Origin of the sequence: Streptomyces sp. NPDC048182 (genome assembly GCF_043202555.1) — a bacterium.
Lineage (GTDB): Bacteria > Actinomycetota > Actinomycetes > Streptomycetales > Streptomycetaceae > Streptomyces.
In genome coordinates this window covers 110,474-133,990 of record NZ_JBIDAQ010000017.1, presented here as the reverse complement: position 1 = coordinate 133,990, position 23,517 = coordinate 110,474, and the positions used below count along the sequence as shown (strand labels likewise).

Annotated in this window: 17 protein-coding genes; 14 read left to right on the top strand and 3 right to left on the bottom strand. The window is 73.7% G+C overall.

Features of this window, described 5'->3' with window-relative positions:
* Window positions 1-56: 56 nt before the first annotated feature.
* Together miaB and ACGFZL_RS27950 are read left to right on the top strand one after the other, a co-directional pair.
* A complete protein-coding gene (gene miaB, locus ACGFZL_RS27955) occupies window positions 57-1,574 on the top strand; it encodes a tRNA (N6-isopentenyl adenosine(37)-C2)-methylthiotransferase MiaB (RefSeq protein ID WP_393695805.1) in 1,518 nt (505 codons plus the stop codon).
* 149 nt (window positions 1,575-1,723) lie between these two features.
* Entirely contained in the window at window positions 1,724-2,443 is a 720-nt protein-coding gene (locus ACGFZL_RS27950) for a class III extradiol dioxygenase subunit B-like domain-containing protein (protein ID WP_393695803.1), read from the top strand.
* Between the two features lie 16 nt (window positions 2,444-2,459).
* Here the strand turns inward: ACGFZL_RS27950 and ACGFZL_RS27945 are convergent, their stop codons facing one another.
* Complete coding sequence (locus ACGFZL_RS27945) at window positions 2,460-2,765, bottom strand: antitoxin (protein ID WP_393695801.1); 306 nt, start codon at window positions 2,763-2,765, stop codon at window positions 2,460-2,462.
* A 111-nt stretch (window positions 2,766-2,876) separates the two neighbouring features.
* Between ACGFZL_RS27945 and miaA the strand changes: the two genes are divergently transcribed.
* The 6 genes from miaA to hflX all read left to right on the top strand — a co-directional run bounded on the left by miaA (window position 2,877) and on the right by hflX (window position 11,257).
* A complete protein-coding gene (gene miaA / locus ACGFZL_RS27940; RefSeq protein ID WP_393695799.1) occupies window positions 2,877-3,815 on the top strand; it encodes a tRNA (adenosine(37)-N6)-dimethylallyltransferase MiaA in 939 nt (312 codons plus the stop codon).
* 108 nt (window positions 3,816-3,923) lie between these two features.
* Window positions 3,924-4,388 carry a hypothetical protein gene (locus tag ACGFZL_RS27935; RefSeq protein ID WP_393695862.1) on the top strand — a complete coding sequence of 155 codons (465 nt, stop codon included), beginning with the start codon at window positions 3,924-3,926 and terminating at the stop codon, window positions 4,386-4,388.
* A 98-nt stretch (window positions 4,389-4,486) separates the two neighbouring features.
* Window positions 4,487-5,356, top strand: a complete 870-nt coding sequence (gene dapF, locus ACGFZL_RS27930) for a diaminopimelate epimerase (RefSeq protein WP_393695797.1) — start codon at window positions 4,487-4,489, stop codon at window positions 5,354-5,356.
* A 239-nt stretch (window positions 5,357-5,595) separates the two neighbouring features.
* Window positions 5,596-7,797: a RelA/SpoT family protein gene (locus ACGFZL_RS27925; RefSeq protein WP_393695795.1), complete on the top strand. Its 2,202-nt coding sequence runs from the start codon at window positions 5,596-5,598 to the stop codon at window positions 7,795-7,797.
* 241 nt (window positions 7,798-8,038) lie between these two features.
* Window positions 8,039-9,613 (top strand): M1 family metallopeptidase, encoded by a 1,575-nt coding sequence (locus ACGFZL_RS27920; RefSeq protein ID WP_393695793.1) that lies wholly within the window; start codon window positions 8,039-8,041, stop codon window positions 9,611-9,613.
* A gap of 147 nt (window positions 9,614-9,760) precedes the next feature.
* The gene (hflX, locus tag ACGFZL_RS27915) at window positions 9,761-11,257 is read left to right on the top strand and encodes a GTPase HflX (RefSeq protein ID WP_393695791.1); all 1,497 of its coding nucleotides are present in this window, start codon (window positions 9,761-9,763) and stop codon (window positions 11,255-11,257) included.
* A gap of 78 nt (window positions 11,258-11,335) precedes the next feature.
* Here hflX and ACGFZL_RS27910 read toward each other — a convergent pair whose 3' ends face one another.
* On the bottom strand, window positions 11,336-12,574 hold the full coding sequence (locus tag ACGFZL_RS27910; RefSeq protein ID WP_393695789.1) for a trypsin-like serine peptidase: 1,239 nt from the start codon (window positions 12,572-12,574) through the stop codon (window positions 11,336-11,338).
* Between the two features lie 285 nt (window positions 12,575-12,859).
* On the opposite strand from ACGFZL_RS27910, the gene ACGFZL_RS27905 reads away from it, so the two are divergent.
* From ACGFZL_RS27905 to ACGFZL_RS27890, 4 genes are all read left to right on the top strand, one after another.
* On the top strand, window positions 12,860-14,089 hold the full coding sequence (locus tag ACGFZL_RS27905) for an aminotransferase class III-fold pyridoxal phosphate-dependent enzyme (protein WP_393695787.1): 1,230 nt from the start codon (window positions 12,860-12,862) through the stop codon (window positions 14,087-14,089).
* Between the two features lie 74 nt (window positions 14,090-14,163).
* On the top strand, window positions 14,164-15,996 hold the full coding sequence (locus ACGFZL_RS27900) for an IucA/IucC family protein (RefSeq protein ID WP_393695785.1): 1,833 nt from the start codon (window positions 14,164-14,166) through the stop codon (window positions 15,994-15,996).
* Complete coding sequence (locus ACGFZL_RS27895) at window positions 15,980-16,645, top strand: GNAT family N-acetyltransferase (RefSeq protein ID WP_393695860.1); 666 nt, start codon at window positions 15,980-15,982, stop codon at window positions 16,643-16,645. Before ACGFZL_RS27900 ends, ACGFZL_RS27895 begins: the two co-directional genes overlap by 17 nt.
* Window positions 16,642-18,618 (top strand): ATP-dependent DNA helicase, encoded by a 1,977-nt coding sequence (locus tag ACGFZL_RS27890; protein ID WP_393695783.1) that lies wholly within the window; start codon window positions 16,642-16,644, stop codon window positions 18,616-18,618. Before ACGFZL_RS27895 ends, ACGFZL_RS27890 begins: the two co-directional genes overlap by 4 nt.
* 68 nt (window positions 18,619-18,686) lie before the next feature.
* Here the strand turns inward: ACGFZL_RS27890 and lexA are convergent, their stop codons facing one another.
* On the bottom strand, window positions 18,687-19,466 hold the full coding sequence (gene lexA, locus ACGFZL_RS27885; RefSeq protein ID WP_355171480.1) for a transcriptional repressor LexA: 780 nt from the start codon (window positions 19,464-19,466) through the stop codon (window positions 18,687-18,689).
* Window positions 19,467-19,918: 452 nt separating this feature from the next.
* Here lexA and nrdR point away from each other — a divergent pair, with 452 nt between their 5' ends.
* Both nrdR and ACGFZL_RS27875 read left to right on the top strand, forming a co-directional pair.
* The gene (gene nrdR, locus ACGFZL_RS27880; RefSeq protein WP_393695781.1) at window positions 19,919-20,476 is read left to right on the top strand and encodes a transcriptional regulator NrdR; all 558 of its coding nucleotides are present in this window, start codon (window positions 19,919-19,921) and stop codon (window positions 20,474-20,476) included.
* 119 nt (window positions 20,477-20,595) lie between these two features.
* The gene (locus ACGFZL_RS27875; RefSeq protein WP_393695779.1) at window positions 20,596-23,493 is read left to right on the top strand and encodes a vitamin B12-dependent ribonucleotide reductase; all 2,898 of its coding nucleotides are present in this window, start codon (window positions 20,596-20,598) and stop codon (window positions 23,491-23,493) included.
* Window positions 23,494-23,517: the final 24 nt, after the last annotated feature.

Genomic DNA, 23,517 nt, shown 5'->3' with positions numbered 1-23,517 from the left:
CGAGAGGTTGTCCACAGGGGCAAGGGCCACTGCCGCGGAGCGCCTACCCTTGTCGCATGAGCAGCATCGACCGGAGCCAGTCAGTGGGCGGCACACGCACGTACGAGGTCCGCACCTACGGATGCCAGATGAACGTCCACGACTCCGAGCGATTGTCAGGACTGCTGGAGGACGCGGGCTACGTGCGGGCCCCGGAGAGCGCCGACGGCGACGCCGACGTGGTGGTCTTCAACACCTGCGCGGTGCGGGAGAACGCCGACAACAAGCTGTACGGCAACCTCGGCCACCTCGCCCCCAAGAAGGCGAGCCGGCCCGGCATGCAGATCGCGGTCGGCGGCTGCCTGGCCCAGAAGGACCGCGACACCATCGTCAAGCGCGCCCCCTGGGTGGACGTCGTCTTCGGCACGCACAACATCGGCAAGCTCCCCGTGCTGCTCGAGCGCGCCCGCGTGCAGGAGGAGGCGCAGGTCGAGATCGCCGAGTCCCTGGAGGCGTTCCCGTCCACGCTGCCCACGCGCCGCGAGAGCGCGTACGCGGCCTGGGTCTCCATCTCCGTCGGCTGCAACAACACCTGCACCTTCTGCATCGTCCCGGCGCTGCGCGGCAAGGAGAAGGACCGCCGGCCCGGCGACATCCTCGCCGAGGTCGAGGCCCTGGTCGCCGAGGGCGTCTCGGAGATCACCCTGCTCGGCCAGAACGTGAACGCGTACGGGTCGGACATCGGCGACCGCGAGGCGTTCAGCAAGCTGCTGCGCGCCTGCGGGAGCGTCGAGGGCCTGGAGCGCGTCCGCTTCACCTCCCCGCACCCGCGCGACTTCACCGACGACGTGATCGCCGCGATGGCCGAGACACCGAACGCGATGCCGCAGCTGCACATGCCCCTGCAGTCCGGCTCGGACCCGGTCCTGAAGGCGATGCGCCGCTCGTACCGCCAGGAGCGCTACCTGGGGATCATCGAGAAGGTGCGGGCCGCCATCCCGCACGCGGCGATCACCACCGACATCATCGTGGGCTTCCCCGGCGAGACCGAGGAGGACTTCGAGCAGACCCTGCACGTGGTGCGCGAGGCCCGCTTCGCCCAGGCGTTCACCTTCCAGTACTCCAAGCGGCCCGGCACCCCGGCCGCCGAGATGGACGGACAGATCCCCAAGGCGGTCGTCCAGGAGCGCTACCAGCGGCTGGTCGCCCTCCAGGAGGAGATCTCCTGGGAGGAGAACAAGAAGCAGGTCGGCCGCACCCTGGAGCTGATGGTCGCCGAGGGCGAGGGCCGCAAGGACGGCACCACCCACCGGCTGTCGGGGCGCGCCCCGGACAACCGCCTCGTGCACTTCACCAAGCCCGACGAGGAGGTCCGCCCGGGTGACGTGGTGACCGTCGAGATCACCTACGCCGCCCCGCACCACCTGCTCGCCGAGGGCCCGGCGCTCGCCGTGCGCCGCACGCGCGCGGGCGACGCCTGGGCGAAGCGCAACGCGGCCGAGGCCGCGGCGCCGGCCGGTGTGCTCCTCGGCCTGCCGAAGATAGGCGTCCCGGAGCCGCTGCCGGCCGTGGCGAGCGGCTGCGGCTGCGACTGAGCGGACGGCCGGGAGCGACTGCCGGAGCCGGCTGCCGGAGTCGACTGCCGGGCGCGGCTGCGAGACGGATGCAGGGACCGGTGCGCGGGCGACTGCGAGACGGGTACAGGGGCGGGTGCGCGGGCGGCTGCGGGGTTACGCTGCCGATCATGCTTGTCGCCGCCGCAGTCTGCCCCTGCCCGCCGCTCCTCGTCCCGGAGGTCGCCGCGGGCGCCGCGCCAGAGCTCGAGCCCGTGCGCGCCGCGTGCGCGGACGCGATCGGCGCCCTCGCCGCGGCCCGTCCCGACCGCCTGGTGGTCGTCGGTCCGGCGGAGGGCGCCGGTTCCGAGGTCTACCCGGAGGGCGCCCCGGGCGGCTTCCAGGGCTTCGGAGTGGACGTGCGGGTGCGGCTCGGCCAGCACAAGGACGCGGGAGCGGTGGCGGACCTCCGGCTGCCGTACGGGCTCGCCGTGGGCGCCTGGCTGCTGGAGCGGGCCGGCTGGACGGGCCCCGTCGACGGGCTCGGCGTGGGCGACGCCCTGCCGCCCGAGACCTGCGCCGCCCTGGGGCGGGACCTGACCTCGGGCGCGGTGCGCACGGCGCTGCTGGTGCTGGGCGACGCCAGCGCCTGCCGCACTCTGAAGGCCCCCGGCTACCTCGACGAGCGCGCCGCGCCCTTCGATGCCGCGGTGGGCCGGGCGCTCGGCGCGGCGGACGGCACCGCCCTGGCCGCCCTCGACACCGGCCTGGCCCGCGAGCTGCAGGTGTCGGGGCGGGCGCCCTGGCAGGTCCTGGCCGGCGCCGCCGAGGGCGCGGCCCTCACCGGCACGCCCCGGTACGAGGACGCGCCGTACGGCGTCGGGTACGTGGTGGCGAGCTGGGCGGCCTGAGCCTTCCGGGCGCCGGTCAGGAGGCCGGCGGCGGACCGCCCGGGGCGTTGCCGGGAGCGCTCGAGGTGCCCGGCGTGCCGTGCGTACCACCGCCCCCGGGCGACCCGGCGTCGTCCTGGTGGGCGAGGCGGTCCATGGCCTCCTTGGCCTTGCCCGTGCCCGTGTGGATCCGGTCGCTGTACTTGCCCTTGGTCCGCTCGTCGACGGTCCGCGCCACCTTGTCGAGCCCGCGGTCGATCTTGTCCCCGTGCTGCTGCGCGAGGTCGGAGACCTTGCCCTTCGCCGGTCCGAGCCGGGCCTTCAGATTGTCCAGGAGTCCCATGGTTCGCCTTCCCTCGGGTTGCCTTCCCCCACATAACGCCCATACCGACTCCATACGCTACTCGTACGGGCGCCGTCCCGCGGCGCACGGCGGGTTTGCGAGACTGGGTCGGTGAGCAGCGCACCCTCCGCCCCCCGCGTCATCGCCGTCGTCGGCCCCACCGCGGCCGGCAAGTCCGACCTCGGGGTCTTCCTGGCCCGGCACCTCGGCGGCGAGATCGTGAACGCCGACTCGATGCAGCTCTACCGGGGGATGGACATCGGCACCGCCAAGCTCACGCCCGAGGAGCGCGGCGGCGTCCCGCACCACCTGCTGGACATCTGGGACGTGACGGAGACGGCCTCCGTCGCCGAGTACCAGCGCCTCGCCCGCGAGCGCGTCGACGCGCTGCTCGCCGCGGGCCGCGTGCCGGTCCTGGTCGGCGGCTCGGGGCTGTACGTCCGCGGCGCCGTGGACAACCTGGAGTTCCCCGGCACCGACCCCGAGGTCAGGGCCCGCCTGGAGGAGGAGCTCGCGCTGCGCGGCCCCGGCGCGCTGCATGCCCGCCTCGCCGCCGCCGACCCGGGGGCCGCGCGGGCCATCCTGCCCGGCAACGGCCGGCGGATCGTGCGGGCCCTGGAGGTCATCGAGATCACCGGCAAGCCCTTCACCGCCAACCTCCCCGGCCACGACTCCGTCTACGACACGGTGCAGATCGGCGTCGACGTGGGCCGCCCCGAGCTGGACGAGCGCATCGCGCGCCGGGTCGACCGGATGTGGGAGGCAGGCCTGGTCGCGGAGGTGCGGGCGCTGGAGGCGCGCGGGCTGCGCGAGGGGCGCACGGCCTCGCGCGCCCTCGGCTACCAGCAGGTGCTCGCGGCGCTGGCCGGGGAGTGCACGCTCGACGAGGCGCGGGCCGAGACCGTCCGCGCCACCAAACGCTTCGCGCGCCGTCAGGATTCGTGGTTCAGGCGGGACCCGCGGGTGCACTGGCTGAGTGGGGCCACGGCGGACCGCGAGGAACTTCCGGGGCTCGCCCTGTCGTTGATCGAACGACCGGTCACAGCCTGATCACGTGATGGCATCGGGACGCTCCGTGCGTCATCCGGGCCTCCGGCGCCGTGCCATCATCGAGCTTCGATCGACCGAGTGAGTCCTATGTTGGGAGGGCGCGTGGCGATGGAGGCCGGCCCTCGCGACACCGCACCGGACACCGGGTCCGGCACCGCCGGGCCGGGCGTACCGGAGCCGGAGGCGGGCACGCTGAGCCCCGACGGCCCGGCCCCCGAGGAGATGTACGGGGACGAGGTCGAGGTCGAACTGCGGCCCCAGCGACGGCTGCGCCTCTGGCAGCTCGCGCCCATCGTCTGCCTCGCCTCGCTCGGCTCCCTGATGTTCGCCTTCCCGCTCGCCTTCGACTTCGGCGACAGCGGGGCCGTGATCGCGATGCTGGGGCTGCTGATCTGCTCCTGCGCGGCCGGCTGGGGCATGATGGCCGCCCGCCGGGTCGGCCACACCTGGCCGGGCCTGCCGCAGCGCGGTTCGGGCCGTCGCGCCGACTGGCGGGTGATCCTCGCCTACGTGCTGACGGTCACGGCCGTCGTCGTCCTCGCCGTGTGGCGGGTCGCCCGGCTGCGCGGCTGACGTCCCTCTCGCGCGGGCCGCCTGTGGACAACCGGCCTGCACGGAAGCGCCTGTGGACAACTCGGCGGCACCGTCGCGGCACCCCGTACGATCGAGGGATGAGCACGCGGATCGCCTTCCTCAAGGGCCACGGCACCGAGAACGACTTCGTGATCCTCCCGGACCCGGAGAACGCCGTCGACCTGCCGCCCGCCGCCGTCGCCGCCCTGTGCGACCGCCGCGCCGGGATCGGCGCCGACGGGGTGCTGCACGTCGTGCGCTCCGCGGCGCACCCGGAGGCCCGCGCCATGGCGGCCGAGGCCGAGTGGTTCATGGACTACCGCAACGGCGACGGCTCGGTGGCCGAGATGTGCGGCAACGGCGTGCGCGTCTTCGCCCGCTACCTCCAGCGCGCCGGCCACGCGGCCGAGGGCGACCTCGCGGTGGCCACCCGCGGCGGCGTCAAGCGCGTACACCTCGCGAAGAACGGGGACGTGACGGTCGGCATGGGCCGCGCCCGGCTGCCGGAGGGCGAGGTCACGGTCCGGGTCGGCGAGCACAGCTGGCCCGCGCGGAACGTGAACATGGGCAACCCGCACGCGGTGGCCTTCGTCACCGACCTCGCCCACGCCGGGAGCCTGTACGAGCCGCCGCCCTTCACCCCGGCCGCCGCCTACCCGGACGGGGTCAACGTGGAGTTCGTGGCCGACCGCGGCCCCCGCCACGTCGCCATGCGGGTGCACGAGCGCGGCTCCGGCGAGACCCGCTCCTGCGGCACCGGCGCCTGCGCCGTCGCCGTCGCCGCGGCCCGCCGGGACGGCGCCGACCCGGCGGTCACCGGCACCCCGGTGACGTACACCGTCGACCTGCCCGGCGGCACCCTGGTGATCACCGAGCACCCGGACGGCGAGATCGAGATGACCGGCCCCGCCGTGATCGTCGCCGAGGGCGAGCTGGACGCCGACTGGCTGGAAGGGGTGCCGGTCTGAACCAGAGCCTCGTGGAACCACTCACTGACGGTCAGGCGATGACACTCAGTGCGAAAACGTAAACCTCGAATCCATCGCTCGAATGGGTGATCCGTTTCACGCTCGGCGAGAGGCGGTCAGCCGCACGTGATGGGCTCGATAGCATCAAGCACCGGCCCGGACGGGGGAGCGACACGATCCCCTGAGCCGCGTCCGCCCTGGGACTCCCCGTCCGCCGGTCCGCGCAGCCGGAGGTGCCCATGAATGCGGAGGCCGTGAATCCCGCGAGCCCAGGCCCTGTCACGCCGCCGGTCACCGGCGCCGTCGCCCCGGCGCCGCGCCGCAAGTCACGCGCCCGGATCGACCTGCGCCGCCTCGGCCGGGCCGCACTGCTCGGCGGCTCCGCCACCCGGGGCCGGCTGCCCGACGCCATCGGGCACGTCGTCGAGGCCCACCGCGCCCACCACCCCGACGCCGACCTCGAACCCCTGCGCCGCGCCTACCTGCTGGCCGAGTCCTCGCACCGCGGCCAGATGCGCAAGAGCGGCGAGCCGTACATCACGCACCCCCTCGCCGTCACCCTGATCCTCGCCGAACTCGGCGCGGAGACCACCACCCTGACCGCCTCCCTGCTGCACGACACGGTCGAGGACACCGAGGTCACCCTGGACCAGGTCGGCGACGAGTTCGGCGCCGAGGTCCGCTATCTGGTGGACGGCGTCACCAAGCTGGAGAAGGTCGAGTACGGCGCCGCCGCCGAGTCCGAGACCTTCCGCAAGATGCTCCTCGCCACCGGCAACGACGTCCGCGTGATGTCGATCAAACTCGCCGACCGGCTGCACAACATGCGCACCCTCGGCGTGATGCGCCGCGAGAAACAGGAGCGCATCGCCAAGGTCACCCGGGACGTCCTCATCCCGCTCGCCGAGCGGCTCGGCGTCCAGGCGCTCAAGTCGGAGCTGGAGGACCTCGTCTTCGCGGTGCTCCACCCCGAGGAGTACGCCCGCACCAGCGACCTCATCGCCGAGAACGCGGCGCGTCCCGCCGACCCGCTCGCCCTCGTCGCCGACGAGGTCCGCGGGGTGCTGCGCGAGGCCGGCATCCCGGGCGAGGTGCTGATCCGGCCCCGGCACGCCGTCTCCGTGCACCGCGTCTCGCGCAAGCGCGGCCCGCTCGGCGGCGCCGACTTCGGCCGGCTCCTGGTCCTGGTCCAGGAGGACGCCGACTGCTACGCGGTCCTCGGCGAACTGCACACCTGTATGACGCCGGTGGTCTCGGAGTTCAAGGACTTCATCGCCGTCCCCAAGTTCAACCTGTACCAGTCGCTGCACACCGCCGTCGCCCGCGCCGAGGACGGCCAGGTCGTCGAGGTCCTCATCCGCACCCAGCAGATGCACCAGGTCGCCGAGGCCGGCGTCGTCGCCCTCGGCAACCCCTACGCCGTGCCCGCCGAGGAGCAGAGCGCCGCCGACGGCGAGCGGATCGACCCCACCCGGCCCGGCTGGCTCTCCCGGCTGATCGACTGGCAGCGGGACGTCCCCGACGCCGACACCTTCTGGTCCGGGCTGCGCGAGGACCTCGCCCAGGACCGCGAGATCACCGTCTTCCGCCCAGGCGGCGGCACCCTCGGCCTGCCCGACGGCGCCACCTGCGTCGACGCGGCGTACGCGCAGTACGGCGAGGACGCGCACGCGGCGATGGGCGCGCGGGTCAACGGCCGCCTCGCGACGCTCGGCACGGTGCTGCGCGACGGCGACACCGTGCAGCTCCTGATGGGCCAGGACCCGGCGTCCGAGCCCTCCCGCGAGTGGCTGGAGCACGCCCACACGCCGGCCGCGCGGATCGCCATCCAGCGCCGCCTCGCCGCCCGGCCGGCACCCACGGAGACCGGCATCGATGCCGATGCGGACGCCGACACCGATGCCCGAGCCGAGGCCGGGCCGGTGCCCGAGCGCCCGCAGGGCTCCCGCGTCCCCGCCGCCGACGAGGCGCCCGCCCCCCGCCCCGCCGCCTCCGACGTCCTCGTCGACCTGCCCGGCGCGTCCGTCCGGCTGGCCGGCTGCTGCACTCCCGTACCGCCCGACCGGATCACCGGCTTCGCGGTGCGCGGGGGAGTGGTGACCGTGCACCGCGTGGAGTGCGCGGCGGTGGCGAAGATGACGGACGCCGGCCGCCCCGAGGTCGGCGTGCGCTGGGGCGAGGGCTCCGAGTGCCGGGTCACCCTCCTCGCCGAGTCCTTCGGCCGCCCCCACCTGCTGGCCGACCTCACCGAGGCGATGGCCCAGGAGGGCGCCGAGATCGTCTCCGCGACCGTCGAGCCCCCCGACCGGCAGCGCGTCCGGCACAGCTACACCGTCCTCCTCCCGGACGCCGCCCGGCTGCCCGCCCTGATGCGGGCGATGCGCGAGGTCCCGGGCGTCTACGACGTGACCCGCGCCCAGCCGCAGACGGCCGGCGTCTGACCAGCCCGGAGTCGGCGTCTGACCGTCCCCGAGTCGGCGTCTGACCGCCCCGAGCGGCGTCTGCCCCGCCCCGAGCCCGTATCTGACGCGGCCCCGAGCCGAGGCCCGACCCGCGCCCGAGGAGCCGTACGGCCGGCCCCGACGGCGAGCCGTACGACGGCCCCCGGCGGCGCGGACCCGTTCGGGTGGGCCGGGCGCGCGCCGTCGGCGTCGGCGGCGCGCGCGCTGATAGCCGTGGGGGATGCCGCACACCCCCCGCACCCCGGCGCCGGCCGCCCCCGCCCCTGCCGACGCCCCCCGCCCGCGTGCCCGCCGCCGGCTCCGGGCCGCCGCCCTGCTCGCCTCCGCCGTCTCCGTCTGCCTGCTCGCCGCGAGCGCCCCGCCCACGCCGCTCGGCGTCGGCGACCGCCTCTACCCGCACCTGGGCAACCCCGGCTACGACGTGGCCGCCTACGACCTGGACCTCACCTACACCGGCGACAACAGCAAGCCGCTGCGCGCCGTCACCACCATCGACGCCCGGACCACCGCCGACCTGGACCGGATCAACCTGGACTTCGCCCACGGCACGGTCGACTCCGTCGAGGTCGACGGCGAGCCCGCCGGCTTCGAAACCGCCGGCGAGGACCTGGTGATCACGCCGGACGACGCGCTCGACCCGGGCAGCTGGACCCGGATCACCGTGCGGCACACCAGCGACCCGGTGTACCCGGAGGACCGCGAGGGCGGCTGGGTGCGCACCGCCGACGGCCTCGCCATGGCCAACCAGGCCGACGTCGCCCACCTGGTCTTCCCCTGCAACGACCACCCCTCCGACAAGGCCCGCTTCACCTTCCGGATCACCGCCCCCGACGGCCTGACCGCCGTCGCCAACGGCCTCCCCACCGACGTGGACCGGGCCGGCACCACCACCACCTGGACCTACCGCACCGAGCACCCCATGGCGACCGAACTCGCCCAGGTCTCCATCGGCCGCTCCGCCGTGCTGCACCGCGCCGGACCACACGGCCTGCCGGTGCGGGACGTCGTGCCCGCCGGGCAGCGCGCCGCACTGGAGCCGTGGCTGGCGAAGACCCCCGGCCAGATCGCGTGGCTGGAGGGCAAGGTCGGCCGCTACCCCTTCGAGACGTACGGCCTGCTCATGGCGGACGCGGCCACCGGCTTCGAGCTGGAGACCCAGACCCTCTCGCTCTTCGAGCGGGAACTCTTCACCGAGCCCGGCTACCCCGCCTGGTACCTGGAGTCGATCATGGTGCACGAGCTGGCGCACCAGTGGTTCGGGGACAGCGTCAGCCCGAAGACCTGGTCCGACGTCTGGCTCAACGAGGGCCACGCCACCTGGTACGAGGCCCTGTACGCCGAGGAGAAGGCCGGCAAGACCGTCGCCGCCCGGATGAAGGCCGCCTACGGCGCCTCCGACCGCTGGCGCGCCGCGGGCGGCCCCCCGGCCGCCCCGAAGCCGCCGGCGCCCGGCAGCAAGACGGGCATCTTCCGGGCCAACGTCTACGACGGCGCCGCCCTCGTCCTCTACGCGCTGCGCCAGGAGATCGGCGCCCCGGCCTTCGAACGCCTGGAGCGCGCCTGGGCCGAGCGGCACGCGGACGCCACCGCCTCCACCGCCGACTTCGTCCGCCTCGCCTCCGACGTCGCCGGGCGCGACCTGACCGGCTTCTTCCAGGGCTGGCTCTACGGCGCCAAGACCCCGCCCATGCCCGGCCACCCCGACTGGCACCCCACGGCCACCGACACGCCCTCCGCGGACAAGGCCGGACCGCACGCCCGGCTGCCGCACGGGGGCGTACGACAAGCCGGATAAGCCGGTGACGAGACGGCCCGTGCCGTGCGACCATCGTCAGGTCGGCGCGACACGGGCCGCGGGGAATCTCCCGGGGGGCCCACGCGTTGTGACGGGTGCCGCGGCACCCGCTTCCGGCCACCCGAGCCCCAGACACGTAAGGATCCAATGACCCACTCTTCATCCCCTTCCCAGGACGCCGAGCGCCGCGCGCGCACCTACAACGACGGCCTGCGGGCCGATGCCCTGATGGAAGAGGACGTCGTCAGGGGCAACGAGATCGACTCGGAGCGGGACGGCGAGCAGTACGACCGCTCCGAGCGTGCGGCGCTGCGCCGGGTGGCGGGCCTCTCCACCGAGCTGGAGGACGTCACCGAGGTCGAGTACCGCCAGCTCCGCCTGGAGCGGGTCGTGCTCGTCGGTGTGTGGACCTCGGGCACGGTCGAGGACGCGGACAACTCCCTCGCGGAGCTGGCCGCCCTCGCCGAGACCGCCGGCGCGTTCGTCCTCGACGGCGTGATCCAGCGCCGCGACAAGCCGGACGCCGCCACCTACATCGGCTCCGGCAAGGCCCTGGAGCTGCGCGACGTCGTGGTCGAGACGGGCGCCGACACCGTCATCTGCGACGGTGAGCTGAGCCCCGGCCAGCTCATCCACCTCGAAGACGTCGTCAAGGTCAAGGTCATCGACCGCACCGCCCTGATCCTCGACATCTTCGCCCAGCACGCCAAGTCCCGGGAGGGCAAGGCGCAGGTCGCGCTCGCGCAGATGCAGTACATGCTGCCGCGGCTGCGCGGCTGGGGTCAGTCGCTGTCCCGGCAGATGGGCGGCGGCAAGGGCGGCGGCCTCGCCACCCGCGGCCCCGGTGAGACCAAGATCGAGACGGACCGTCGCCGGATCCGCGAGAAGATGGCGAAGATGCGCCGGGAGATCGCGGAGATGAAGACCGGCCGCGAGATCAAGCGCCAGGAGCGCAAGCGCCACAAGGTGCCCTCCGTCGCCATCGCGGGGTACACCAACGCCGGCAAGTCCTCGCTGCTCAACCGCCTCACCGGCGCGGGCGTGCTGGTGGAGAACGCGCTGTTCGCCACCCTCGACCCGACCGTGCGCCGCGCGGAGACGCCGAGCGGGCGGTTGTACACCCTGGCGGACACCGTCGGCTTCGTCCGGCACCTGCCGCACCACCTGGTCGAGGCGTTCCGCTCCACCATGGAGGAGGTCGGCGAGTCCGACCTGATCCTGCACGTGGTGGACGGCTCGCACCCCGCCCCGGAGGAGCAGCTGGCCGCCGTGCGCGAGGTGATCAGGGACGTCGGCGCCACCGACGTGCCCGAGTTCGTGGTGATCAACAAGGCCGACCTGGCCGACCCGCTGGTCCTCCAGCGGCTGCTGCGGACGGAGAAGCGCTCCCTCGCGGTGTCCGCCCGCACCGGCCAGGGCATCCCCGAGCTGCTCGCCCTGATCGACAACGAGCTGCCCCGGCCGTCGGTCGAGATCGAGGCGCTCGTGCCGTACACCCACGGCAAGCTGGTCGCCCGCGCCCACGACGAGGGCGAGGTGATCTCCGAGGAGCACACCGCGGAGGGCACCCTGCTCAAGGTCCGGGTGCACGAGGAGCTGGCGGCGGAACTGACGCCGTACGCCCCGGCGGCCTCGGCGCGCTGACCCGAGCACGCGAGCACGGAACGGCCCGCCCCTCTCCTGCACAGGGAGGGGCGGGCCGTTCGCATGTCCGCTACGCGCTCACTGACCGGCGAACTTGCCGCTCACCGCGTCGTACACGCCCTTGGCCTCCGGACCGAGCCGGGGACCGGCCAGCCAGCCGGCCGTCACCGGGCCGATGGAGGTGTTGGACACCAGCGCCGGCTTGCCGTCGGAGCCGGCCGCGACCCAGCCGCCGCCCGACGCACCGCCGGTCATCGAGCAGCCGATGCGGTACATCGTCGGCTGGCCGGTGTCGATGGACAGTCGGCCAGGCTTGTCCGCGCACTGGAACATCCGCTGCCCGTCGTACGGCGGCGCGGCCGGGTAGCCGGTCGCCGTGACGCTCTTGACCTGCGGCACCGCGGGCGCGGCGAAGTCCACCGGCAGCGCCCCGCCGACGGTCTCCTCCAGCGACCTGCCGGTGCTCCCCTTCTCCGGCGTCACATGGATGACGGCGAAGTCGTAGGGGGCGCCGTCGCCGCCGGTGGAGCCGCCCTGCTCGATCCACTGGTCCGAGGTCTGCGCCCAGTCGCCCCACCAGACACCGTAGGGAGCGACCTCCTCCTTGGTGGCGTCCTGGAGTTCGGCGGTCGACGCGCCCGCGTCGTTGTACGACGGCACGAAGGCGATGTTGCGGTACCAGCCGCCCTTCTTGCCGGCGTGCACGCAGTGGCCGGCCGTCCAGACCAGATTCGACTTGCCGGGGTGCGCGGGGTCCGTCACGACGGTCGCCGAGCAGACCATCGTGCCCTCGGGCGCGTCGAACAGCAGCTTGCCGGCCACCGGGACGCTGTCGTGGTACTTCGGCGCCACGCCCTTCGCCCGCACCGGCACCGGCTCCGGGTCGGTGACGCCCTGGTCACCGGAGAGGTCGTTCTCGTCGACACCCTGGTCGGGCTCCTGGGCGTCCCGCATCCGCTCCGGGTCCCACAGGCCCTCGATGATCGGGTTGACGAAGTCCTGCGCCTCGCGCAGCCAGTCGTCCTTGCTCCAGTCCTTCCAGGCGCCGTTCTTCCACTCGTCGACGTCGATCCCGTGCTGCTTCAGCTTGTCCTTGATGCCCTGCGGAACACGGATCTTTCCGTCACCCTTGTCGTCGCCGGGCGAGGACGCGGCGGCCGAGGGATCACCGCCCGCCTCGTCGTCGCCGCTGTCGCAGGCGGTGGCGGTGAGCGCGAACACCGAGACGAGCGCCACGGCGGCGTACGGCACAGGGGACGTCCGGCGCCGCCCGGTCCGGCGCCTTCGTGCGGTGGCCGACGGCCGTATCAGTCGCATGTGGTGGACTCCCCCAGGTGTGAACGAACGCGGCGCCGAGGCGCCCTGGAACGGTTCCACAGACTATGCGGTGGCTGTGGGCGGGATCTGACGGGTCGGCAACGGTTCGGATACAGCGCACTGACCAGGTGTCACCCGCGACACGCCGATCGCGGGCGGGAACTCGGGTCCGACCCGTGACCCCTGGCGCGGCCGGGGGTTGTAGCGGTGAGGGGGCCGCCGTCCAACGGCCCCCGGACCGTGGGGAGGCGGGGAGCGGTGACGGGACCGGCGTGCGGGGAACGGATGGCGACGGTACGGCCGGGCGGTGCGCGGCACACACCCTCCCGCGAGCCGGCGGCGCGCGCCTCCCCGGGTGCCGCCCTGCCGATCGTGCCGGTGCGGGCGCGGGGCCTGACCGTCGAGGGCGCGGACGGCCGCCGCTACCTGGACTGCGTCTCCGGCGGCGGAAAGCTGGTCCTCGGCCACAACCACCCGGTCGTCCTGGCGGCCGTCCGCAAGATCCTCGACTCCGGCGCGCCGCTGCAGGGCATGGGCCGCACCACACCGGCCGAGGACGCCTTCGTCGCGGAACTGCGGCGCACCCTGCCGCCCGGCCTCGGCGACGACGCGCGCGTACGGTTCTGCGGGGTGGGCGGCGCGGACGCGATCGGCGCCGCCGTCGACCTGGTCCGGGCGGCGACGGGGCGGGAGCGGGTCCTCGCGTGCACGCCGGTGGCGGGCGGGCGAGGCCTTGGACCGGTCCCGGCACCCTACGAGTCCTACGAGACCTGCGACTCCTGCGGCGACCTTGGCGAACTCGGGCCGGGCGCCGACCGACCGGCCGGCGTGCTCCTGGAGCCCGCCCACGGCCCCGGCGGCCTGCTGTGCGCGCCCGACGCCTGGGTACGCCGGCTGCGGCAGAGCACCTCCGCGCACTCCGTCGCCCTGATCGCCGACGAGAGAGGCACGGGGGCGGGGCGGACCGGCGCCTTCTGGGCGGTGGACCACAGCGGGGTCACTCCCGACGTCCTCGTGCTCTCCGACGCCGTCGGCGGCGGCCTGCCGCTGGCCGCGCTGGCGCACCGGGCCGAGCTGGATCCCGGGCCGTCCGCCCGCGCCGCCTTCCGCCCCAACCAGCTCGCCCTCGCCGCGGGCACGGCGACGCTGGCCCACCTCCGCGAGAACCGGCTCGCCGAGCACGCCGCCGCCCTGGGCGCCCGGATGCTCGCCCGGTTGCGGGAGCTGGGGGACTCGGCGCCCGTCGGGGCCGTGCGAGGGCGCGGGCTGTTGATCGGCCTGGAGCTGACGGCCCCGGACGGCGACGCCCGCCTCCTCGCCGACACCGTGCGGCGGGAGTGCCTGCGCCGCGGACTGATCGTCGACGCCGCGGGCCCGGCCGTACGGCTGCTGCCGCCACTGACGATCACGGAGGAGCAGGCCACGGCGGTACTGGACCGCCTGGCGGACGCGGTCCAGGCGGCGTCCCGGCCCCGGGGCGGCCCGGCCCCGCCGCGGTCGCGCGCGATCCGCTGAACCGCTGGCCCGTCCGCTTGTCCGCTTGTCCGCTCGACAATCGCCACCGCCACCGCACGTCACGAGGATCCGCGTTGTCCACCACCGCCCCCGAGCCCCTGCCGCCCGCCCCCGCCGAAGCGCGTGTCCCCGCGCAGGGCGGTCCCCCCGCACCGGGCGGCGCCGACGCGGCATGTCACCGCCTCGCCGACCGCGTCGCCGTGGAGACCCTGCTGTGCTGCTGGACGCGTGAGGCCGGCCCCTTCGCCCCGACCGGCGAGCTGCTGCGCGTGCCGTTGCCGGCCAGCGGCACCGCGCTGACCGTCCCCGTCCACCACTGGTCCGCCACGGGACGGCACCGCCTCGGGGCCGCCCGCCTGGAAGGCGCCGGCGATGCGGCGCCGCCCCTCGACGCCGTCACCGTCGCCGCGCTGCTGGCCCGGGAGGCGTCGGCCGGCGGGCCCGAGGGGACGGAACTCGTCGCCCGTGTGGCCGACTCCGTGCGCCGCACGGCCTGCTACGTCCGTGACCGCCGCGAACGCCCCGCGGACGCCGGCCGCGACCTCTTCCTCGACGCCGAGCAGGCCCTCGTCCTCGGGCACCCCCTGCACCCGACCCCGAAGAGCCGCGAGGGCCTCACCGAGACCGAGGACCGGTGCTACGCGCCCGAGCTGCGCGGCTCGTTCCCGCTGCACTGGCTCGCCGTCGCCCCCTCCGTGCTGGCCGCCGACTCGGCCTGGACCGAGGCCGGACGCCCGGTGTCCGCGCCCCGGCTCACCGCCCGCCTCGCCGGCCGTCCCACCGGCGACCGGCCTGCGCTGCCCGCGCTCCCGGACGGCTACGCGCTCCTGCCCGTGCACCCCTGGCAGCTCCGCGAGGTCCGCCGGCGGCCCGAGGCCGCGGCACTGCTGGACGCCGGGCTGCTCCGCGACCTCGGCGCGCACGGCGAGCCCTGGCACCCCACCTCCTCCGTGCGGACCGTCCACCGCACGGGCGCGCCCGCCATGCTCAAGCTCTCCCTGGCACTGCGGATCACCAATTCCCGCCGGGAGAACCTCCGCAAGGAGCTGCACCGGGGCGTCGAGGTGCACCGCCTGCTGCGGGCCGGCCTCGCCGCGCGGTGGCGGGCCGCCCACCCGGACTTCGACATCGTCCGCGACCCGGCCTGGATCGCCGTCGACACCCCGGACGGCGCCCCCGTGCCCGGCCTCGACGCCGTCGTGCGGCACAACCCCTTCCGGCCCGCCGACGACGTCTCCTGCGTCGCCGCCCTCACCGCACCGCGCCCCGGCCGGGACGGCACCCTCGCGCAGTCCAGGCTGGCCGACATCCTCACGCGACTCGCCCGGCGCACCGGCCGCCCGCGCGGCGCCGTCGCCGCAGAGTGGTTCCTGCGCTACCTCGAACACCTGGTCCGCCCCGTGCTGTGGCTGGACGCGGAGGCGGGCATCGCCCTGGAGGCGCACCAGCAGAACACGCTGCTCCTCCTCGACGCCGAAGGCTGGCCGGCGGGCGGCCGCTACCGGGACAACCAGGGCTACTACTTCCGCGACTCCCGGCGCGCCGGGCTGGACGCCCTGCTACCCGGGGTCGGCGCGGCCAGTGACACCTTCGTCGCCGACGCCGTCGCCGACGAGCGCTTCGCGTACTACCTCGCCGTCAACAACGTCTTCGGCCTCGTCGGCGCCCTCGGCCACGAGGGGCTCGCGGACGAACGGCTGCTGCTCGCCGCCTTCCGCCGCTTCCTCGCCCCCCTCGCCGCCGGCCCGGCCCGCGGCCGAGGCACGCTGCCGGGCCACCTGCTCGACTCGCCGGTGCTGCGCTGCAAGGCCAACCTGCTGACCCGGCTGCACGGCCTGGACGAGCTGGCCGGCCCGGTCGACACGCAGTCGGTGTACGTCACCGTCGCCAATCCCCTGCACGCCTGAGCGAAAGGAGCGGTCCGTGGCCCCCAGCGATCCGCCCACCGCGACCGTCCCCACCCCAGCCGGCCCCTTCCGCCTCGTGCCGGTGCGGATCCACCGGGACCTGCCCCTGATCGCCCGCTGGATGAACGACCCCGCCGTCGCCGCCTTCTGGGAGCTGGCCGGGCCGCCCGCCGTGACCGGGGAGCACCTGCGGGCCCAGCTCGCGGGCGACGGCCGCAGCGTGCCGTGCCTCGGCGTCCTCGCGGGCCGGCCGATGAGCTACTGGGAGGTCTACCGGGCCGACCTCGACCCGCTCGCCCGCCACGTGCCCGTACACCCCCACGACACCGGCCTCCACCTGCTGATCGGCGACGCCGCCGACCGGGGCCGGGGCCTGGGCACCGCCCTGCTGCGGGCCGTGACCGGCCTTGTCCTCGCCGCGCGCCCGCGCTGCACGCGCGTGCTGGCCGAGCCCGACGTGCGCAACGCCCCCTCCGTCGCCGCCTTCCTCGGCGCCGGCTTCCGGCGGGAGGACGACGTGGACCTGCCGGGCAAGCGGGCCGCCCTCATGGTCCGCGACCGGCTCCCGGCCGAGCACCCCCGGCCGCCCGCCGGACCACAGGCGACCGCCCGATTGTCGGTGCCGGGCCGTAGGGTGGTCGGGCTATGACGAAGCCCTCACTCCCCGAACTCCTGCACGCCGCCGTCACCGCCGTCGGCGGCACGGAGCGTCCCGGCCAGGCCGCCATGGCGGAAGCCGTCGAGGAAGCCATCGACAACGGCTCCCATCTGCTGGTCCAGGCCGGCACCGGCACCGGCAAGTCCCTGGGTTATCTGGTGCCCGCGCTGGCGCACGGGGAGCGGGTGGTCGTGGCCACCGCGACGCTCGCCCTCCAGCGCCAGCTCGTCGAGCGCGACCTGCCGCGCACGGTGGACGCGCTCCACCCGACGCTGCGCCGCCGCCCGGAGTTCGCGATGCTCAAGGGCCGGTCCAACTACCTCTGCCTGCACCGCCTGCACGAGGGCATGCCGCAGGACGAGGAGGAGGGCCTGTTCGACCAGTTCGAGGCGGCCGCCCCCACCAGCCGGCTCGGCCAGGACCTGCTGCGCATGCGGGACTGGGCGGACGAGACGGAGACCGGCGACCGGGACGACCTGACGCCGGGCGTCTCCGACCGGGCCTGGGCCCAGGTGTCGGTGTCCTCCCGGGAGTGCCTGGGCGCCTCGAAGTGCGCGTACGGCGCGGAGTGCTTCGCGGAGAACGCCCGGGAGCGGGCCAAGCTCTCCGACGTCGTCGTCACCAACCACGCGCTGCTCGCCATCGACGCCATCGAGGGCGCCCCGGTGCTGCCCCAGCACGAGGTCCTGATCGTGGACGAGGCGCACGAACTCGTCGGCCGGGTCACCGGCGTCGCCACCGGCGAACTCACCCCAGGCCAGGTCAACCGCGCGGTGCGCCGGGCCGCCAAGCTGGCCAACGAGAAGGCCGCCGACCAGCTCCAGACCGCTGCCGAGGGCTTCGAGCGGCTGATGGAGCTTGCCCTGCCCGGCCGCCTGGAGGAGATCCCGGAGGACCTCGGGTACGCGCTGATGGCGCTGCGTGACGCCTGCCGCACGGTCATCTCCGCCATCGGCGCCACCCGCGACAAGTCCGTCCAGGACGAGGACGCGGTCCGCAAGCAGGCGCTGGCCTCCGTGGAGGCCGTGCACGACGTGGCGGAGCGGATCACCAACGGCTCGGAGTGGGACGTCGTCTGGTATGAGCGGCACGACCGCTTCGGTGCCTCGCTGCGCGTCGCCCCGATGTCCGTCTCCGGGCTGCTGCGCGAGAAGCTCTTCACCGACCGCTCCGTCGTCCTCACCTCGGCGACGCTCAAGCTGGGCGGCGACTTCAACGGCGTCGGGGCCTCGCTGGGCCTCGCCCCCGAGGGCACGGAGGGCGAGGACGTCCCGCGGTGGAAGGGCGTCGACGTCGGCTCGCCCTTCGACTACCCCCGGCAGGGCATCCTGTACGTCGCCAAGCACCTGGCCCGCCCCGCCCGCGACGGCGACCGCGGCGACATGCTCGACGAGCTGACCGAGCTGATCCAGGCGGCGGGCGGGCGCACCCTCGGGCTGTTCTCCTCGATGCGCGGCGCCCAGCTCGCCGCCGAGGAACTGCGCTCCCGGCTGCCCGAGTTCCCGGTGCTGCTCCAGGGCGAGGAGACCCTCGGCGAGCTGATCAAGAACTTCGCCGCCGACCCGAAGACCTGCCTGTTCGGCACCCTGTCGCTCTGGCAGGGCGTGGACGTGCCGGGTCCCAGCTGCCAGCTGGTCGTCATGGACAAGATCCCGTTCCCGCGCCCGGACGACCCGCTGATGAGCGCCCGCCAGAAGGCGGTGGAGGAGGCCGGCGGCAACGGCTTCATGGCGGTCGCCGCCACACACGCCGCGCTGCTGATGGCGCAGGGCGCCGGCCGCCTGGTGCGCGCGACCGGAGACCGGGGCGTGGTCGCCGTCCTCGACCCGCGGCTCGCCACGGCCCGGTACGGCAGCTACCTCAAGGCCTCGCTGCCCGACTTCTGGTACACCACCGACCGCAACCAGGTGCGCAGGTCGCTGGCCGCCATCGACGCGGTGGCGCAGGCGACGGAGGCCGGCTGACGGGCGGGGCCGGACAGCACAGGACCCCGGAACCGGCGCAGGGGGTTCCGGGGCCCGGTCGGGGCGGCTCAGACGCGGCGCAGTACGGCCACCACCTTGCCGAGAATGGTCGCGTCGTCACCGGGGATCGGCTCGTAGGCCGCGTTGTGCGGGAGGAGCCACACGTGGCCGTCCTCGCGCTTGAAGCGCTTCACGGTGGCCTCGCCGTCGAGCATGGCGGCGACGATGTCGCCGTTCTCCGCGACCGGTTGGCGGCGGACCGTCACCCAGTCGCCGTCGCAGATGGCGGCCTCGATCATCGAGTCGCCGACCACCTTCAGCACGAACAGCTCGCCGTCGCCGACCAGCTGCCGCGGCAGCGGGAAGACGTCCTCGACGGACTCCTCGGCGAGGATCGGGCCACCGGCGGCGATCCGGCCGACCAGCGGGACGTACGACGCCGCCGGCTTGCCCGCGGTGTCCGTGGGCTGCACCGAGCTGGCCTGGTCGGAGCCGCGTACCTCGTAGGCGCGCGGGCGGTGCGGGTCGCGGCGCAGGAAGCCCTTCCGCTCGAGGGCCATCAGCTGGTGCGCCACGGACGAGGTGCTGGAGAGGCCGACCGCCTGGCCGATCTCCCGCATGGACGGGGGATACCCCCGGCGCTGCACGGAGTCCCGGATGACCTCGATCACCCGGCGCTGGCGGTCGGTGAGGCCCGAGCTGTCCGCCCGGATGCCGGGAGGTCGGCCCGGCAGGGAGCGCTTGTGCGCCTCGGGATGCGCGGCGTCGCTCATCGCGTGCACCGGCTCAGGGCGGCCCTGGGGGCGGTCCTGAGCGGTGAGCGCGGCACTGTCGGCGGTGGTGGTCACGTCGGCCCCTCTCGATGGTCTCCCTGCGCATCACAACGGTAGTAGCTTTCGAAAGGTTGCGCCAAACACACGTTCGAGTGAAAAACCGCGATTCGTCTATTCGGATGGCGGACCTCGGTGTATAGGGCGCCGATTCGCTCTGCCGGAGGGGGCGGTCCGCTGCGGTAGCCTTCACCGCCGTGGCGGCTCCCGAGGCGGGCCCGCCCAGTCTGCCATCCGCTCCCGCCCAGGTCGGGGACCGCCCCGCGCGCACGCTCGGGAGCGACACGCGCGCGGATCGTGTTTATCGGCGCCGAATCCCACATCTAGTGGTTGGATGGCATCAGCGGCCCAGAAGTTGTGGTCCCCCGGGTCATCGGACCCGGTGCCATCGCCTATGCTGGGGGCTGCTTCGAGGGGCCCGTGAGGTCTTTCGAGGCCATCGAGTCTGCTGTGAGGAGGGTTGGGAGTACATGCACTGCCCCTTCTGCAGGCACCCCGACAGCCGCGTCGTCGACAGTCGTACGACCGACGACGGCACGTCGATCCGCAGGCGCCGCCAGTGCCCCGACTGCTCCCGTCGCTTCACGACCGTGGAGACGTGCTCGCTCATGGTGGTGAAGCGGTCCGGGGTCACCGAGCCCTTCAGCCGCACCAAGGTGATCAACGGCGTGCGCAAGGCCTGCCAGGGCCGGCCCGTCACCGAGGACGCCCTCGCCCAGCTCGGCCAGCGGGTCGAGGAGGCGGTGCGCGCCACCGGGAGCGCCGAGCTGACCACGCATGACGTGGGGCTGGCCATACTCGGCCCGCTCCAGGAGCTGGACCTCGTCGCCTACCTCCGCTTCGCCTCCGTCTACCGGGCCTTCGACTCGCTCGAGGACTTCGAGGCGGCGATCGGCGAGCTGAGGGCCGCGACGGGACACCACGGCGAGGGCGGTGACGGCGGCGACGCCGGTGCCGCGAGCCCGCCGGACGACCGCGGGAGGGCGGGGACCGCACAGGTGCCCGAACCCGCGTCCGCCGCCGACTGACGACGCGGCGCCAAGACCTGTCGCGGGCGGGCGCGAGACGCCCGCGACACCAGACAGCACACCGTGCCACGGGAACAACGGGGCACTTCAGGGCGTTTTCGCCCGTACAGGGAGGCGGCATGACAGAGACGGCGAGCGGTCCGGCACGGAGCTCCCGCGCCAAGGGCACCAAGGCGGCCAAGGGACTCCGTATCGAGCGCGTCCACACCACCCCCGGGGTCCATCCCTACGACGAGGTGGCCTGGGAGCGTCGTGACGTCGTCATGACCAACTGGCGCGACGGCTCGGTCAACTTCGAGCAGCGCGGCGTCGAGTTCCCCGAGTTCTGGTCGGTGAACGCGGTCAACATCGTCACCAGCAAGTACTTCCGCGGTGCCGTCGGCACCCCGCAGCGCGAGACCGGCCTCAAGCAGCTGATCGACCGCATCGTGAAGACGTACCGCAAGGCCGGCGAGGACCACGGCTACTTCCCCTCGCCCGCCGACGCGGAGATCTTCGAGCACGAGCTGGCGTACGCCCTCCTGCACCAGATCTTCAGCTTCAACAGCCCCGTCTGGTTCAACGTGGGCACGCCCCAGCCGCAGCAGGTCTCCGCCTGCTTCATCCTGGCCGTCGACGACTCCATGGAGTCGATCCTCGACTGGTACAAGGAAGAGGGCATGATCTTCAAGGGCGGCTCCGGCGCCGGCCTGAACCTCTCCCGGATCCGCTCCTCCAAGGAGCTGCTCTCCTCCGGCGGCAACGCCTCCGGGCCCGTCTCCTTCATGCGCGGCGCCGACGCCTCCGCCGGCACCATCAAGTCCGGCGGCGCCACCCGCCGGGCCGCCAAGATGGTCATCCTCGACGTCGACCACCCCGACATCGAGGACTTCATCGAGACCAAGGTGAAGGAGGAGGAGAAGATCCGCGCCCTGCGTGACGCGGGCTTCGACATGGACCTGGGCGGCGACGACATCACGTCCGTCCAGTACCAGAACGCCAACAACTCCGTCCGCGTGAACGACGAGTTCATGAAGGCCGTCGAGCAGGGCGGCAAGTTCGGCCTGCGCGCCCGGATGACCGGCGAGGTCATCGAGGAGGTCGAGGCGAAGTCCCTCTTCCGCAAGATGGCCGAGGCCGCCTGGGCCTGCGCCGACCCGGGCATCCAGTACGACGACACGATCAACCACTGGCACACCTGCCCCGAGTCCGGCCGCATCAACGGCTCGAACCCGTGCAGCGAGTACATGCACCTGGACAACACGTCCTGCAACCTCGCCTCGCTGAACCTGATGAAGTTCCTCAAGGACGACGGCAAGGGCAACCAGTCCTTCGACGCCGAGCGCTTCGCCAAGGTCGTCGAGCTGGTCATCACCGCGATGGACATCTCCATCTGCTTCGCCGACTTCCCCACCCAGAAGATCGGCGAGAACACCCGCGCCTTCCGCCAGCTGGGCATCGGCTACGCCAACCTCGGCGCCCTGCTGATGGCCACCGGCCACGCCTACGACTCCGACGGCGGCCGCGCGCTGGCCGGTGCCATCACCTCCCTGATGACCGGCACCTCCTACCGCCGCTCCGCCGAGCTGGCCGCGGTCGTCGGCCCGTACGACGGCTACGCCCGCAACGCCCAGCCGCATCTGCGCGTCATGAAGCAGCACGCCGACGCCAACACCGTCGCCGTGCGCGTGGACGACCTGGACTCGCCGATCTGGGCGGCCGCCACGGAGGCCTGGCAGGACGTGCTGCGCCTCGGCGAGAAGAACGGCTTCCGCAACGCCCAGGCGTCCGTCATCGCCCCGACCGGCACCATCGGCCTGGCGATGTCCTGCGACACCACCGGGCTGGAGCCCGACCTCGCGCTGGTCAAGTTCAAGAAGCTGGTCGGCGGCGGCTCGATGCAGATCGTCAACGGCACCGTCCCGCAGGCCCTGCGCCGCCTGGGCTACCAGGAGGAGCAGATCGAGGCGATCGTCGCCCACATCGCCGACAACGGCAATGTGATCGACGCCCCCGGTCTCAGGACCGAGCACTACGAGGTGTTCGACTGCGCCATGGGCGAGCGCTCCATCTCCGCGATGGGCCACGTCCGGATGATGGCCGCGATCCAGCCGTGGATCTCCGGCGCCCTGTCCAAGACGGTCAACCTGCCGGAGTCGGCGACCGTCGAGGACGTCGAGGAGGTCTACTTCGAGGCGTGGAAGATGGGCGTCAAGGCGCTCGCCATCTACCGCGACAACTGCAAGGTCGGCCAGCCGCTCTCCGCCAAGACCAAGGAGAAGTCCGCGGCCGACGCCGTCACCGAGAAGACCGAGGCCGCGATCCGGGAGACGGTCGAGAAGATCGTCGAGTACCGCCCGGTCCGCAAGCGCCTGCCCAAGGGCCGTCCCGGCATCACCACGTCCTTCACGGTCGGCGGCGCCGAGGGTTACATGACCGCCAATTCCTACCCGGACGACGGTCTGGGCGAGGTCTTCCTGAAGATGTCCAAGCAGGGCTCGACCCTCGCGGGCATGATGGACGCCTTCTCCATCGCGGTCTCCGTCGGCCTCCAGTACGGCGTGCCGCTGGAGACGTACGTCTCGAAGTTCACCAACATGCGCTTCGAGCCGGCCGGCATGACGGACGACCCGGACGTGCGGATGGCGCAGTCGATCGTCGACTACATCTTCCGCCGCCTGGCGCTGGACTTCCTGCCCTTCGAGACGCGCTCCGCGCTCGGCATCCACTCCGCCGAGGAGCGCCAGCGCCACCTGGAGACCGGCTCCTACGAGCCGTCCGAGGAGGAGCTGGACATCGATGGGCTGTCCCAGTCGGCGCCGCGCGCCCAGGAGCTGAAGGCGGTCGGCACCCCGAAGGCCGAGGCCGAGACGGCGAAGCCGGCCCCGCAGCAGGCGCACACCAGCGCCGAGCTGGTGGAGATGCAGCTGGGCATCCAGGCCGACGCCCCGCTGTGCTTCTCCTGCGGCACGAAGATGCAGCGCGCCGGCTCCTGCTACATCTGCGAGGGCTGCGGCTCGACCAGCGGCTGCAGCTGACGCCTGAGTTCCGCTGAGTAAGGG